This window comes from Mycobacterium sp. TY814, assembly GCF_030755175.1.
Lineage (GTDB): Bacteria > Actinomycetota > Actinomycetes > Mycobacteriales > Mycobacteriaceae > Mycobacterium.
Genome location: NZ_JAUFRY010000005.1, coordinates 160,494 through 175,831, shown reverse-complemented (window position 1 = coordinate 175,831; position 15,338 = coordinate 160,494). Strand labels below are relative to the sequence as shown.

Sequence of the window (15,338 nt, the reverse complement as noted above, 5' to 3'; positions counted from 1 at the left end):
TGTCGTGCGTCATTAATTAGTTTACAGTGTGGGATGATGGGGTATGCCGTCATCTGCGCTGGTGATCAGTTCTGAAGATCGTGCGACGTTGGAGTCGTGGACGCGGTCCTCGACTGCCCCTGCTGGACATGTTGAGCGGGCCCGTATCGTGCTGGCGGTCGCCGATGGTGCGGGGACCTCCGCGGCGGCTCGCCTGATTGGGGTGTCACGTCCAACGGTGATCAAGTGGCGGGATCGGTTCGCCACCAACGGGATCAGTGGCCTCGATGATGAGGAGCGCAGTGGGCGACCCAAGACCGTCGATGACGCCGCGATCATCGCCGCCACCTTGGACCCGCCACCGGAGTCGTTGGCGGTCACACACTGGTCGAGTCGACTGCTGGGTCGCCACCTCAACATCGGGGATGCCACGGTAGCCAGGGCGTGGCGGCGCTACGGGGTCAAGCCGTGGCGCCGTGAGACGTTCAAGTTCTCCACCGACCCCGAGTTGGAAGCCAAGGTGCGCGACATCATCGGGCTGTATCTGAATCCGCCGGCCAAGGCGATCGTGTTGTGTGTGGACGAAAAGTCCCAGATTCAGGCACTCAACCGGACCCAGCCGATTCTGCCGCTGCGTCCCGGGCTGCCGGAGAAGGCGACACATGACTACCAGCGCAACGGCACCGCGACGTTGTTCGCCGCCCTTGAGATCGCGACCGGAAAAATCACCGACCGCTGCTATGAGCGCCACGGCAAGGCCGAGTTCCTCGCCTTCCTCAAGACCGTCGCGCGGGCCTACCCCCGCCGGCAACTGCATGTGGTCTGCGACAACTACCACACCCACAAACACGACGACATCAACACGTGGCTGGTCAAGAATCCCCGCGTGACACTGCATTTCACCCCGACCTCGGGTTCCTGGCTGAACCTGGTCGAGGTGTTCTTCTCGATCATCACCCGCCAGGCGATCCGGCGCGGTTCCTTCAACAGCGTCAAAGAACTCATGACGGCCATCAGCGCATTCATCGACGGCTGGAACCAACGCTGCCACCCGTTCACGTGGACCAAGACCGCCGACGAAATCCTGCCCCACGCCCGTAAACAAACTTCAGACGCGGGACACTAGGGGAGGGATCGCCGTGCTGGATCGGATAAGCCACCTCGCCATCGCCTTTCCGAGGCGGGTCATCGCGGCGGCGCTGCTGATCGTCGTCGGCGCCGCCATCTTCGGCGTCCCGGTGATCAAGCACCTCTCGGGTGGTGGCGGAACCGATCCCGGTTCCGAATCATCCAGGGCCGGCGCTTTGCTGTCACAGAAGTTCGGCCAGGGTGACACGACGCTGGTGATCGCCCTAACCTCACCGGGCGGCGCCAACGGACCACAGGCCAAAGCGCTCGGCACCGATCTTGTTCGGCAGCTGAAGAGTTCGCCGGACGTGCGTGAGGTGCAATCAGGGTGGACCGCGCCGCCCGAAGCGGCCCCGGCGTTCTTCGGCAAAGACGGTAAGACTGGGCTGATCGTGGCTGCCATCGGCGGCGGTGAGGGCAAGGCCCAGCAGAACGCGATGCGGCTGTCCGACGAACTTGTCCACGACCGCGACGGGGTGACCGTGCGGGCCGGCGGTGACGCCGCAGTCGCCTGGCAGGTGAACGCGCAGACTCAGCAAGATCTGTTCCTGATGGAATCGGTGGCGCTGCCACTGAGCTTCCTGGTGCTGGTCTGGGTGTTCGGCGGGCTGGTCGCGGCGGCGCTGCCGGTCGCCGTCGGCGTGTTCGCGATCCTGGGATCACTCGCCAGCCTGCGTGCCATCGCACTGTTCACCGACGTCTCGATTTTCGCGCTGAACCTTTCGGTCGCGATGGGCATGGCGCTGGCCGTCGACTACACCCTGCTGATCCTCAGCCGATTCCGGGACGAACTGGCCGACGGCGGGACCCGGGAGGCCGCGCTGCGCCGCACGATGGCCACCGCCGGACGCACCGTGTTGTTCTCGGCGATGACGGTGGCATTGTCCATGTCGACAATGGTGCTCTTCCCGCCCTACTTCCTGAAATCCTTCGCCTACGCCGGAACAGCGGTGGTGGCCTTCGCCGCAGCGGCAGCGATCACCGTGACGCCGGCGGCCATTGTGCTGCTTGATCGCCGGCTAGATTCCTGGGATGTCCGCCCGATGCTGCGCCGGATCTTCTGGGGGACAGCCGGCCGAAGCGGGTCACGGCAGCGGCGGACCTGGTACGACTGGTCCAAAATGGTGATGCGCCACGCGCTGCCCCTCGGATTGGCGGTCATCGCCCTGCTGCTGTTGCTGGGCTCACCGTTTCACCGCGCGCGCTGGGGCTTCGCGGACGACCGGATCCTGCCCCCCTCGGCCTCGGCGCGCCAGGTGGGCGACCTGCTGCGCAGCGACTTCCCGGACCGGGGTGTGCCCGACGTCACCGTCGTTTTGCCGGACGTCGCCAATCTGTCTGCGGCCGAACTGGATTCGTACGCTGCCGAGCTCTCGCGGGTGCCCGAGGTGAAGTGGGTGTCGTGGCTTGGCGGCACGTTCGTCGACGGCCGGCGGTTCGGCCCACCCTCGGCGGCCTACGGACTCAGGGACGGCAGCGCATTCCTCACTGTCGGCACCACCGCACCCCTGTACACCAGCGCCTCCACCACGCAGCTGGACCGGCTGCATGCCGTGGTGACGCCGAGGGGCCGACCGGCGTGGCTTACTGGTGTGGCACAGAGCAATCGAGACAGTGTGCACGCGATCGCCTCCCGGCTGCCCGTGGTGCTGACGCTCATCGCCGTCATCACCCTGACCCTGGTATTCCTGCTGACCGGCAGCGCGGTGCTGCCCGTCAAAGCCCTGCTGATGAACACCCTGTCGCTGACCGCCGCATTCGGCGCGCTGGTGTGGGTCTTCCAGGAGGGGCATCTCGGTGGCCTCGGCACGGCAGCCACCGGCACCCTGGGAGTCGAGCTGCCGGTCCTGTTGTTCTGCATCGCATTCGGCTTGTCGATGGACTACGAGGTGTTTCTGATCTCCCGCATCCGCGAGTACTGGGTGGCGTCCGAAAAGGGCCCGGGTGCAAACGACGAGAGCGTCGCCTTGGGGCTGGCGCACACGGCCCGGGTGATCACCGCAGCGGCGCTGATCATGGCGATCTCGTTCTCGGCGCTGATGGCCGCCCAAGTGTCGTTCATGCGACTGTTCGGATTCGGCTTGACGGTGGCGGTGCTGTGCGACGCCACACTGGTTCGCATGGTGCTGGTGCCGGCGTTCATGCACGTGCTCGGCCGATTCAACTGGTGGGCGCCCAAAGCGCTGACCCGCCTGCACGAGCGGTTCGGGCTGAGCGAGGCGCCGGGTCTTTAAGGCGGCTGCGCCGCAGGGTCTTTTAGTGGCGGCCGCGCCGCAAGAATTTCGCAAGAATTGCGACAAGATGCGGCAAGCGTTGCGCGGCAGATTATGTGTGCCGGCCCATCGGGCGGCCCCGGCAGGGATGAACCGCAACGCAGAAGGAACGACATCGTGGACACCACTCACCCGCTGACGTTGAAATCCGGCGAACTATTCGCCGGATTCCGGATCATTCGCGTGCTCGGCGCCGGCGGCATGGGCACGGTGTACCTGGCGGAGCACCCGCGGCTGCCCCGCGAGAATGCGCTGAAAGTCTTGCCGGCGCAGTGGAGTGCCGATCCGGTGTACCGAGCCCGGTTCGAGCGGGAAGCCGAGTTGGCTGCCGACCTTTCGCACCCGAATATCGTCCAGGTGCACGACCGCGGTGAGCAGGGTGGCCAGTTCTGGCTCTCCATGGACTACGTGGCGGGTACGGACGCATCCCGATTGCTACGCGAAAAGTTCTCCGGCGGAATGCCGTTGGATGAGGTGGTGCCGATCATCAACGCGGTGGCCTCGGCACTGGACTACGCGCATCACCGTGGGTTGCTGCACCGCGATGTCAAACCGGCCAATATTCTGCTGGACGGCGAGCAACCACGGGGTATCTTCCTGGCCGACTTCGGTATCGCGCGGCGCATCGACGACGGGGTCGGGCTGACAGCGACCAACATGACGGTAGGCACCGTGAACTACTCCGCACCCGAGCAGCTTCGCGGTGATCCGATCGACGGGCGTGCCGATCAGTATGCGTTGGCGTGCACGGCATTTCATCTGCTGACCGGTGCGCCGCCGTTCGAGGACTCCAAGTCGGCCGTGGTGATCAGCCGCCATGTGGGCGCTCCGCCTCCCTCGATCGGCGCTGTGCGACCCGAACTGGCCGGGCTGGACTGGGTTTTCGCCACCGCGATGGCCAAGGACCCGACCCGCCGCTTCGGCCGTTGCCAGGAGTTCGCCGAACAACTGGCCAGGTACGCGGCCCCGGGTTTCGCCTACGCCGAAGAGATTCCGGGCGGCCCGGTCCTGCAGTACCCGACGTATCCCTCGATGAGCGCCACCCTGCCCGCGCTGCCGCGCGTCACGCCCAGCCGCGGCAAGCGCACCAGGGTTGTCGCCGCCGCGCTGGCCTGCATCGCACTGCTGATCGCCGGAGGCATCGTCGCGGGAGAGAAGCTGATCTCCCACTACCGCTCGAGCACGGCCGCCAAGACTCCGGCCGCCGAGTCGCCGACCACCACCACTCCCGCGCCCAACACCGGCCCGTTCACCGGCTCCTATCAGGTGGAATACGGCGTGGTGACCGGCGTTGACGGGCAGGCGGCTCCGAAGCCGATGACACCGACCACCGAAACGTGGGCGGTGCGTTCGGTGTGCGGGTCCGCCGGATGCGTGGCAACTGCGTCGCGGCAGGGCGGTGAGACCATGTATGCACCGGAGATCGTCTTGGACCAGGTCAACGGGACCTGGATAGCGGTCACCATCGGGTCGACCACCTGCGGCAACGTCGAAGGGGAGGAATGGGAGACGTTTACGCTGCAGCCGCGGCCGGATGGCAGCCTCGCCGGGGAAGCCACCCAGACGATGGCCAAGGGGTGCGCCAACAAACGGAGCGTGACCTTCACCCGCACCGGCGACGCCAACATCAACAGCCTGCCCGATCCGGCTGCACTCCCGCCGCGCGTGACGTCGCCGGCGGCGGCGCTGCACGGCCACTACCACCAACTGTCCGTGCAGCCGAACGGTTTCAAGGACCAGGGCGACTACATGGTCCGAACCGATTGCCTCCGCACCGGAGCGCGGTGCGTGAGCCTGTTCCACACCGCACCGGCCACCGCGATGGTGCTGCAGTACGCGGACGGAACCTGGAACTATGACCGGGAGTTCGACGCCACCTGCGGCAGGGGCGGCCCGACGCACGTGAGAATCGTTGTGCCCTATGCCCTTCCGCAGCCGCTGCAAGACCCGATCACGACGCTGAGCGGAAATGGACACGAGGAACTGACGGGCAACTGCCCGAGCACCGACGTGCAGGTGACGTTCACCCGGACCGGCGACTGACAGGCGAGCGAGTCAGCGGGTTTCGGAGGTCGCCGCAATGTGTCCGTGGGCGCGCGGGCTGAAGTGGAATCGCCTGCCGGTCACCGACTCCGGGAGCACCCGGACATAGTGCGATTTCTCCGAGTCCGTCCACGGCAGCAGGTGGGCCCGCTCGGCCTCGGCGATGTCTTCGTCGCTGCGCACCGAGCGGGCGGTGCCCTTGACGATCACGCTCCAGCCTTCGGCCACGTTGTGGTCGTCCACCTCGAAGACCACGTTGTTGTTGATCGCGGTGCTGACCAGCTTGGTGCCTCCGGCGGTCCGGAACAGGATGGTCTTGCGTTGCACGACGTAGTTCACCGGGAAGATCTCGGGGCGCCCGTCGACGGCCGTCACCAGACGGCCCAACGTCGTACTCGCCAGCAGATGCCAGCATTCGTGTGCGGACAGGATGGTGGCGCCAACGTGGTCCTGGCTGTCATGCGTCATGTCCACAGCCTAGGGAACCAGGACCGGCCGTCGCGCCTGCCAAAGGTCCTCTCCTGGCGGTGACCAAAGCAGTAAGCGTCAGGTCACCGCAGTGCCGAAGAGGTGACCGATCCCGTAGGTGAAAGCCAGTCCGGCGGCGCCGCCGATGGTGACGCGCAACACGGCGCGGCGCACGCTGCTACCGCCGATCCGTGCGCTCATCGCGCCGGCCAAAGCCAGGGCTATCAGCACCGAGACGAACGTCACGGGCACCCGCCAGGCCGCGGGGGGCAGCAGTATCGCCACCAGCGGGAGCAGAGCTCCGGCGATGAACGAGCCGGCCGACGCCGCCGCGGCATGCCACGGATTGGTCAGTTCCTCGGGATTGATCTGCAATTCGGCCTCGGCGTGCGCGGCGAACGCGTCATGGGCCGTCAGTTCCTTCGCCACCGTCGCAGCGGTCGCGGGCGACAGGCCCTTGGCCTGGTAGATGGCGGTAAGTTCGGCCAGTTCCGCTTCGGGAGTGTCGCGCAGTTCGTGACGTTCCTTGTGGAGCAACGCCCGTTCGCTGTCGCGCTGACTGGATACCGAGACGTACTCGCCCAACGCCATCGACACCGCGCCGGCCACCAGGCCGGCCAACCCGGCGGTGAAGATGGGGCCACGGGCGGCGGTCGCCCCGGCGACGCCCACCACAATGCCGGCGACGGAGACCACCCCGTCGTTGGCACCCAGGACGGCGGCTCGCAGCCAGTTCAACCTGCCGGACGCGCCCTCGCGGTGGGGCTCGGACGGATGATGCCATTGTCGGCTCTGCTGATCGTCAACCACGGGGTAAAGCCAACCGCACCAGCGCGAGTCCCGCCACCAAGTGCAGGCTCACCAACCTCATCGCAGCAGGCGCCGCACCCAGAACACCGTCGCCCCGACACCGAGGAACACCGCACCCGCGATCACCGAGGACACGGGCAGCGCGAACGCCACCACCACACAGCCCAGCACGCCGACCACCGGAATGACCTTGGGCAGCGAACCTTCCGCACGCCGCAGCGTCAGGGCGGATGCGTTGGCGATCGCGTAGTACACCAGCACCGCGAACGACGAGAATCCGATTGCGCCCCGCAGGTCGGCCGCAGCCGCCAGCGCGGCGGCCACCACCCCGACCGCGATCTCGGCGCGATGCGGCACGGCGAAACGCGGATGCACCGCGTCGAGCTGATGCGGCAGGTGACGGTCGCGCGCCATTGCCAAAGCGGTCCGTGACACGCCCAGCAACAGCGACAGCAGGGAACCCAGCGCCGCGAGTACCGCACCGACAGCGACGACCGGCACCAGCCAACCGGCGCCCGCGACGCGCACCGCGTCCACCAGGGGAGTGGCGGTCGAGGCGACCCGCCGGGGTCCGAGCACCCCCAGCACGGCAACCGCGACAGCGGCGTACACGGCCAGCGTGGCGGCCAGCGCGATCAGAATCGCCCGCGGAATCGTGCGGGCCGGCTCACGGACCTCCTCGCCCAGCGTGGCGATGCGGGCGTAGCCGGCGAACGCGAAGAACAGCAGACCCGCCGACTGCAACACACCGCCTGGCGAAACACCATGCAGCGTACTGAGATTCGCGACGAGCTCCGGCGCACCGGAGCCGAATACCGCTACCACCACGGCTGCCAGCACCAGCAACACCGTCGCGACGATGCCGCGCGCGAGCCACGTCGACTTCTGGACGCCGAGATAGTTGACGACGGTGAGGACCAGCACTGAGATCACTGCGACGGCATGCGCGTGGGCCGGCCACGCGTAGGTTCCGACGGTCAGGGCCATCGCCGCGCAGGAGGCGGTCTTTCCGACGACGAATCCCCAGCCGGCGAGGTATCCCCAGAATTCGCCCAACCGCTCGCGGCCGTAGACGTAAGTGCCTCCGGACGCGGGATACAGCGCGGCCAGCCGTGCGGACGACGAGGCATTGCAGTACGCCAGCACACCCGCGGCCGCCAGGCCGATCAACAGCCCGGCCCCGGCCGCCCGCGCCGCGGGCGCCAGCGCCGCAAAGATGCCGGCGCCGATCATGGAGCTCAGGCCGATGACCACCGCGTCGCCGACACCCAAACTGCGTCGCAGATGCTCGGCAGGCCGGTTGCCGGTGGTCACCCGGTCACGCTATCTGTCGGTCGACTCAGATCCAGGACTCAACCCGCTGCGGCAAGCAGGTCCCCGAACGCGTTGTCCATGCACTGTGCGTAACGGGCCGGGTCGGGCAGCGCGTCGCGGTCGGCGGTGGCGCTGATGGACAGCGTTCCGTTGTAGCTCGCCACGACATGGCAGAGGTTCAGACCGCCGATCAGCGGCCCGAGACCGGCGGCGCGCAGCAGCAGGGCGCCACGGAAGTAGATCGGAGCGGTGGGGCCCGGCACGTTGGTCACGGTCGTGTTGGCGACGGCCGGCCCGGAGAAGGGCAGCACACTGGCGGCCTTGGCGGTGACCCCGAGCAGCGCCGTCGGCAGGGTCGCCACCAGCTCCAGCATCTGCGTCCTGGTCGTCTGCTCGGCTTCGGAGCGGCTTTGCGCGGTCGACTGCGCGATGGCGGTCAGACGTTCCAGCGGGTCGGCGATATCGGTCGCCAGCGGTTGCAGGCGGCCGGCGAGCATGTTCCCTTTGTCGCTCGTGTCGCCGGCCTCGCGCAGCGATATCGGGCACGCCGCGACGAGCGACTCCTCAGGAAGCTCGCCGTGGCCGTCCAGGTATTCGCGCAGCGCACCACCGACATAGGCGAGCGCCACGTCGTTGACCGTGGCGCCCGGCACCCGCGCCTTGATTTTCTTGAAGTCGGCGAGGTCATGGAACCGCGCTTCGAATACACGGTGCGGCGACACGGTCTGGTTGAATCGCGTCCTCGGGGGAAAGGTGGGCCGGTTCCCGTCGGCGACGCTGCTCACCAGGCCACCGACCAGCTTGCCGGGCAACGCGGCCAGTCCGCGGGCCAGTTGCGGAGCACTCGACAGCACGACTCTGCCGGCCTTCAGCGGGTACATCGCGGCATTGACCGCAGTGCGGGACAACAGCTCCGACGTCGAGGGCAGCGGGGCCGGCCGCCAGGGCCGGTCCGGGCCGGGCGGGCGCGGGCTGTCGGCGGCGAGGTCGTGCAGCGCCGCGATCATCTGGACGCTCGCCATCCCGTCGACCGCGCAGTGGTGCAGCTTCAACGCCATCGCGAACGAGCCTCTGGGGACGCCGGGCACGGCGTTGAGCCCCTCGATGACGGTGATCTCCCACGGCGGGCGACGCAGGTCGATCTGCCGGGCGTGCAGCCGCGCGACCTGGATGCACAGCTGCCGCCAGTCGCCGGGTTGTGGCAGCCCGATGTGGCGCACGTGGTATTCCAGGTCGAAGTTGGGGTCCTCCACCCAGTACGGCATGTGCAGTCCGCCCGGCAGCTCGGTCAGCCGCCGGCGGAACACATCGGCCAGGTGCAGCCTCGCGTCCAGCTCCTCCAAGATGCCCTTGAACGTGACCTTGCCACTCGGGGCGGTGGACGGGTCATAGATCAGCAGCATCTGGATCTGCAACGGCGTTGCCGGGCCTTCGGCTCGCAGCATCATGTCGTCGCTCCAACTCAGCTGCTGCACGTCAAGCCCCCTCGCTACGTCACGTCTCACGTTTGCAACCAATGCTGCGCCACCGTTGACGCCGGCGTAACAAGATTGGCATCGAACCTACCTACGGTGAGGCGGTCTAGCGTCCGTCAAGCGATGAGCCACGGACCCCCCTTATAGCCGGATAGGAACTCAATTGAGCGGAAATGCGGTCCGCCTGCAGGCGATCAACAATGTCGAGGCATATGTACCCCCGGCGATCAGTTTTGTACCAGGCGAGGCGCCGGGCGAGATTTTCGGCTCCAACGTCTTCACCAAGGCCGAGATGCAGGCGCGACTGCCGAAGACGGTCTTCAAGTCGATCGTCGCCACCATCGAGAAGGGCGCCCCGCTCGACCCCGCTGTGGCCGACACGGTAGCGGTGGCGATGAAGGACTGGGCACTGGAGAAGGGCGCCACCCACTACGCGCACGTCTTCTACCCGATGACCGGGCTGACCGCCGAGAAGCACGACAGCTTCCTCGAGCCTGTCTCCGACGGAGCGACCCTGGCCGAATTCGCCGGCAAAACGCTGATCCAGGGCGAGCCGGACGCCTCCAGCTTCCCCTCCGGCGGACTGCGCAGCACGTTCGAGGCGCGCGGGTACACCGGGTGGGACGTCACCAGCCCGGCCTACATCCTGGAAAACCCGAACGGCAACACGCTGTGCATCCCCACGGTTTTCGTCTCGATGACCGGTGAGGCCCTGGACTACAAGACCCCGCTGCTGCGCAGCCAGCAGGCGATGGGGATTCACGCCGAACGCATCCTCAAACTGTTCGGGCACCAGGACCTCAACAAGGTCGTCTCGTTCTGCGGCCCCGAACAGGAGTACTTCCTGGTCGACCGGCACTTCTTCCTGGCGCGACCGGACCTGATCAACGCCGGGCGCACGGTGTTCGGCGCCAAGCCGCCCAAGGGCCAGGAGTTCGACGACCACTACTTCGGCGCGGTGCCCGAGCGCGTGCTGGGCTTCATGATGGACACCGAGCGGGAGCTGTTCAAACTCGGTATCCCGGCCAAGACCCGGCACAACGAGGTGGCCCCCGGCCAGTTCGAGGTGGCGCCGATGTTCGAGCGGGCCAACATCGCCTCCGACCACCAGCAGCTGCTGATGACGATCTTCAAGACGATCGCCAAGAAGCACGGCATGGAGTGCCTCTTCCACGAGAAGCCGTTCGCAGGCGTGAACGGCTCGGGCAAGCACGTCAACTTCTCGGTGGGCAACTCCGAGCTCGGGTCCCTGTTGGTGCCGGGCGACACCCCGCACGAGAACGCCCAGTTCCTGGTGTTCTGCGCGGCGGTCATCCGGGCCGTGCACAAGTTCGCCGGGCTGCTGCGGGTGTCGGTCGCCTCCGCCACCAACGACCACCGGCTGGGTGCCAACGAAGCTCCGCCCGCGATCATCTCCATCTTCCTCGGTGAGCAACTCGCCGACGTGTTCGAGCAGATCGCCAAGGGCGCGGCCACGTCGTCAAAGGGCAAGGGCACCATGATCATCGGTGTCGACACGCTGCCCCCGTTGCCGACTGATGCCGGCGACCGCAACCGCACCAGCCCATTCGCGTTCACCGGCAACCGATTCGAGTTCCGGGCACCGGGCTCCGGCCAGACGGTCGCGGTGCCGATGATCATCCTGAACACGATCATGGCCGACTCGTTCGACTACATGGCGACGATTCTCGAGCAGGCTGTCGAAGCCGGTGAGGATTTCGACGGCGCGGTGCAGAAGCTGCTCACCGACGTCATCACCGAGCACGGCGCCGTGGTGTTCAACGGCGACGGGTATTCCGAGAACTGGCAGATCGAGGCGGCCGAGCGCGGACTGCCGAACCTCAAGACGACATTGGATGCCATCCCGGAGCTGATCAAGCCGGAAGCGGTGGCGGTCTTCGAGAAGTACGGCGTCTTCAACGAGCGGGAGCTACACAGCCGCTACGAGGTGCGTCTCGAGCAGTACGCGCTGACCATCGCGGTGGAGGCGAAGCTGGCGCTGGAAATGGGCACCACGGTCATTCTGCCGGCAGCCGTGCGCTATCAGACCGAGCTCGCCCAGAACGTCGCCACCCTGAAAGCCGCCGGTGTCGAACCGAGCATCGCTGCACTGGAAGCGGTTTCGGCTCCGCTCGCCGACCTGACGGCAGCACTGACGACCTTGAAGGCCGCGCTGTCCGACCACTCGGCGAGCTCCGCGCTGGACGAGGCGACGCACGCCCAGAAGGAGCTGCTGCCGGCGATGGAGGCGGTACGCGCTGCGGTCGACGCTCTGGAAGGCGTTGTCGCGGATGATCTTTGGCCGTTGCCCACTTACCAGGAGATGCTTTACATCCTCTGATAGACCGTCGTCGGGCGTGAGGGCCGGCCGCAACAGCGGGCCTGGTGATTCCCGGCCCTCACGCCCGGCGACTCTGATCCCAGGTGGCGGGCATCATCGGAAGTGTCGGTGCCTCGGTGAAAGAGCTTCCCGGCAGTGTGGCCGCGCCGGCGGCACTGTCGATTCCGGATATCGTTGCGGTACCGGTGAATCCGAGTGTTCCGGCGCCTGCGCCGGATTGACTGACCGCTGGCGGTACTAAGTCGCCGTCCAGAGTCAGATACTCATCGCGGTAACCGCGGCTCTGCAGGTCGTCGCAGCGGCGCCGGCGGGACCGGGCGGTTGCGGCGGCGGCGGTCGCGGAATTCGCGGTGACCTGGGACGCGGGTGCGCTCGCGGCCACTTTGGTGCGCAGGGCAGGGCCGAGTGCCGGGCCGGGGCCGGGACCCGGGCCGATGAGGTAGGCGAATCCCTGGGCGGGCGCGACCGAGGGCGCACCGGCCACCGCCTGCGCGGCGGGCGCCGACGGGCCGGGGGCCGGGCTGGGCGCCGGGGCCGCACCCGCGGTCGCGCTCACCGTGATGCCGGCGACTGGCAGGACGCGTTCGGCGGCAGCCGCCGGTATGTCGGCGCCGGCGCCGGCCCCGATCTCGGGCAGGGCGCACAGCGCGGACAGGCCGAGGGCCAGTGGGATCGCGGCAAATCCGGGTGCCGAGATGACCGTGTAGATGGGGGAACCCAGCAGCGCGAACGTTGCGGCATAGGCGAATACGTAGATCAGGGGCAGCCAGGTGGTCACGGCGGCCGCCGGATTGGTGGCGAAGTCGGTGATGAGCTGCACGGCGGTGCCGAACGGATTGGTGACGAGTGACTTGAGCACCCGGTACATGCTCGAGAAATGCTCGGACCAGGCGAGTGCTTCTTCGATGGGATCGGTGGGCGCGAACTTGGCCGGTTCGGCGGTACCGATCTGCGGCGCGGTGTCCGTTCCGGCTACCGAGGTGACGGCGGACGAGGAAAGCGCTTGGTAGACAGTCATTGTCGTGGCTGCTTGAATCCACATGCGGACGTAGTCCGCTTCGTTCAGTGCGATCGGAATGGTGTTGAGCCCGAAGAAGTTGGTCGCGACCAGTACGCCGTGCACGGCATGGTTGGCGGCCAGTTCAGCCAGGGTCGGCATGGCCGCCAGCGCCGCGAGGTAAGCGGCGGCAGCCACCTCGTGCTGCGCGGCGGCGCCGGCGGTCTTGATACTGGTCTGCGTCAACCAGTCCAGGTACGGCACGTGTGCCGCTGCGTAGCGGCCGGCCGTCGGGCCGTCCCATGCTGCGCCCTGCACCGCCGCGAGTATGGACGTCAACTCCGCTGCCACCGTAGCGAACTCCTCGCTGAGGGCGCGCCACCCGGAAGCGGCGGCCATGAGGGTGCCGGCTCCCGGGCCCTCGCTCAGCAGGCTCGCGTGCACTTCCGGTGGCGCCGCCATCCATACGGTCATCAGTACTGTTCCTCCTCGTCACCCGAACCGTCTGTCAGAAGTTAGCACTGCCTAACCTAATCAAACTTAGGGTGCCCTTTCCAGGTTTCACATCAACCGCTTAGGTAACTGGCGGCGGGCTCGTCCGCAAAGCGCGCCTCGCGGTTGCGTGAACCATTAGCCTTAGGCGCGAAGGCGCCCCGGTACGGATAGCTGCGCGCGAAAGGCGGGTGAGAAGTCGGCGATGGGTGACACGTCCGAGGGTTCGCGGGTGGGGACGCAGTTCGGGCCGTACCGGTTGCGGCGCCTGGTGGGGCGCGGCGGCATGGGCGACGTCTACGAGGCCGAGGACACCGTGCGCGAGCGTGTCGTAGCCCTGAAGCTGATGTCGCAGTCGCTGTCCCAGGACCCCGTGTTCCGCACCCGGATGCAACGTGAGGCCCGCACCGCCGGACGCTTGCAGGAACCGCACGTCGTGCCGATCCACGACTACGGCGAGATCGACGGCCAGCTGTATGTGGACATGCGCCTGATCGACGGCAAAGACCTCGCGGCGATCCTGAAGCGCTACGGACCTCTCACCCCACCCCGCGCCGTGGCGATCATCCGCCAGATCGGCGCTGCCCTGGACGCCGCCCATGCTGCCGGGGTGACGCATCGCGACGTCAAGCCGGAGAACATTCTGGTCAGCGCCGACGACTTCGCCTATCTCGTCGATTTCGGCATTGCCAGCGCGGGTTCCGACGAGAAGCTCACCCAGATGGGCAGCACGGTGGGAACCCTGTACTACATGGCGCCGGAGCGCTTCGGCGAGGGCGAGGTGACCTACCGCGCCGACATTTATGCCTTGGCCTGCGTGCTCTACGAGTGCCTGGCCGGATCGCCCCCGTACCGGGGCGACCAGCTCAGCGTGATGGGCTCGCATCTGAACAAGCCGGTTCCGCGGCCCAGCGTGGCGCGTCCGGGTATCCCGGCGGCTTTAGACCAGGTGATCGCCCGGGGGATGGCCAAGGATCCAGCCGATCGCTATCCCACCTGCGGCGACCTGTCGGCGGCGGCGTACGCGGCGCTGGCCTCGCCCGACCAGGACCGCGCCGCCGACATTCTGGAACGCAGTCAGGTCGGGCAGCTGCCGACCCCGCTCGCCGGCCAGACGCCCGGCACATTTCCGGCCACGCCGCCCCCCGCGATGGCGCAGGGCCCCTCCTGGCCCGCACCCGGAACACAGCCGGCCGCCCAGGGCGGCCCGGCGCCAAACCCGTGGGCCGCTACGCACGGCTGGGGAGGTACGCCCGCCGGCCCCACCGGCGCGCCCCCGTGGGGCCAACCGCCGCCGCGTCAGACCGGACTGCTGCGCAAGCCCTACGTATGGGCGGGGCTCGCGATCGCCGTGATCGTGGCGATCGCCGGTGGGCTGATCATCGGTTTCGCGAAGCCGAGCAACCCAGGCCCGCCGAGTAAATCGTCAACGCCGCCGCCGGCGGAGGACGCGGTGCAGATCAATGTGCTCAATGACGGTGTTTTCATCGGCAGTTCCGCGGCCGTCGCGACCATCGATGTCTTCAACGAACCCATCTGTCCGCCGTGCGGTGCGTTCATCAGGTCCTACGCCAGCGACATCGACACCGCGGTGAACAACAAGAAGCTCGCGGTGCGCTACCACCTGCTGAACTTCCTCGACGAACAGTCACACACCAAGAACTACTCGACCCGCGCCGTCGCGGCCTCGTATTGCGTTGCGGCGCAGAATGACCCGAAGGTCTACACCGGCTTCTACGCCGCCCTGTTCGGCAGCGATTTCCAGCCGCAGGAGAACGCCGCGTCTGACCGCACCGACGCCGAACTGGCACATCTGGCGCAGACGGTCGGTGCCAACAGCACGGCGACCAACTGCATCAAGTCGGGCGCCGACCTCGGCACCGCCCAAACCAAGGCCAACAATGCCAGCGCATCGTTGGCCGGCTTCAACGCCAACGGCACCCCGTTCGTCTGGGACGGCAGCAGCGGAGTGGACCTGCAGAACCCGAACTGGCTGACGAAACTGATCGGATGAGCTG

Annotated in this window: 10 protein-coding genes; 5 read left to right on the top strand and 5 right to left on the bottom strand. The window is 67.4% G+C overall.

Annotated elements, in window-relative coordinates; genetic code table 11:
- Window positions 1-43: 43 nt before the first annotated feature.
- The 3 genes from QXH22_RS28820 (at window position 44) to QXH22_RS28810 (ending at window position 5,423) form a co-directional block, all read left to right on the top strand.
- Window positions 44-1,105 (top strand): IS630 family transposase, encoded by a 1,062-nt coding sequence (locus QXH22_RS28820; protein WP_306275894.1) that lies wholly within the window; start codon window positions 44-46, stop codon window positions 1,103-1,105.
- Between the two features lie 13 nt (window positions 1,106-1,118).
- The gene (locus tag QXH22_RS28815; RefSeq protein WP_306240621.1) at window positions 1,119-3,341 is read left to right on the top strand and encodes an MMPL family transporter; all 2,223 of its coding nucleotides are present in this window, start codon (window positions 1,119-1,121) and stop codon (window positions 3,339-3,341) included.
- Window positions 3,342-3,497: 156 nt separating this feature from the next.
- On the top strand, window positions 3,498-5,423 hold the full coding sequence (locus QXH22_RS28810; RefSeq protein ID WP_306277695.1) for a serine/threonine-protein kinase: 1,926 nt from the start codon (window positions 3,498-3,500) through the stop codon (window positions 5,421-5,423).
- 12 nt (window positions 5,424-5,435) lie between these two features.
- On the opposite strand, the gene QXH22_RS28805 is transcribed toward QXH22_RS28810, so the two are convergent.
- The 4 genes from QXH22_RS28805 to QXH22_RS28790 form a co-directional block, all read right to left on the bottom strand.
- Window positions 5,436-5,891: a pyridoxamine 5'-phosphate oxidase family protein gene (locus tag QXH22_RS28805; protein ID WP_306240619.1), complete on the bottom strand. Its 456-nt coding sequence runs from the start codon at window positions 5,889-5,891 to the stop codon at window positions 5,436-5,438.
- Between the two features lie 78 nt (window positions 5,892-5,969).
- Complete coding sequence (locus tag QXH22_RS28800) at window positions 5,970-6,701, bottom strand: VIT family protein (RefSeq protein ID WP_306277694.1); 732 nt, start codon at window positions 6,699-6,701, stop codon at window positions 5,970-5,972.
- A gap of 57 nt (window positions 6,702-6,758) precedes the next feature.
- A complete protein-coding gene (locus QXH22_RS28795; RefSeq protein ID WP_306240617.1) occupies window positions 6,759-8,015 on the bottom strand; it encodes an APC family permease in 1,257 nt (418 codons plus the stop codon).
- A 38-nt stretch (window positions 8,016-8,053) separates the two neighbouring features.
- Window positions 8,054-9,490 (bottom strand): wax ester/triacylglycerol synthase family O-acyltransferase, encoded by a 1,437-nt coding sequence (locus QXH22_RS28790; RefSeq protein WP_306277693.1) that lies wholly within the window; start codon window positions 9,488-9,490, stop codon window positions 8,054-8,056.
- Window positions 9,491-9,653: 163 nt separating this feature from the next.
- On the opposite strand from QXH22_RS28790, the gene QXH22_RS28785 reads away from it, so the two are divergent.
- Window positions 9,654-11,831, top strand: coding sequence for a glutamine synthetase III (locus QXH22_RS28785; RefSeq protein ID WP_306277692.1), 2,178 nt, complete (start codon window positions 9,654-9,656; stop codon window positions 11,829-11,831).
- A gap of 58 nt (window positions 11,832-11,889) precedes the next feature.
- Here the strand turns inward: QXH22_RS28785 and QXH22_RS28780 are convergent, their stop codons facing one another.
- A complete protein-coding gene (locus QXH22_RS28780) occupies window positions 11,890-13,302 on the bottom strand; it encodes a PPE family protein (protein WP_306277691.1) in 1,413 nt (470 codons plus the stop codon).
- A 223-nt stretch (window positions 13,303-13,525) separates the two neighbouring features.
- Here QXH22_RS28780 and QXH22_RS28775 point away from each other — a divergent pair, with 223 nt between their 5' ends.
- Window positions 13,526-15,334, top strand: coding sequence for a serine/threonine protein kinase PknE (locus QXH22_RS28775; protein WP_306240613.1), 1,809 nt, complete (start codon window positions 13,526-13,528; stop codon window positions 15,332-15,334).
- The last annotated feature ends 4 nt before the right edge of the window (window positions 15,335-15,338 follow it).

Coding starts and splice junctions, on each gene's coding strand:
- QXH22_RS28775 (WP_306240613.1), top strand. CDS start 13,526: ATGGGTGACACGTCCGAGGGTTCGCGGGTGGGGACGCAGTTCGGGCCG.
- QXH22_RS28820 (WP_306275894.1), top strand. CDS start 44: ATGCCGTCATCTGCGCTGGTGATCAGTTCTGAAGATCGTGCGACGTTG.
- QXH22_RS28780 (WP_306277691.1), bottom strand. CDS start 13,302: ATGACCGTATGGATGGCGGCGCCACCGGAAGTGCACGCGAGCCTGCTG.
- QXH22_RS28805 (WP_306240619.1), bottom strand. CDS start 5,891: ATGACGCATGACAGCCAGGACCACGTTGGCGCCACCATCCTGTCCGCA.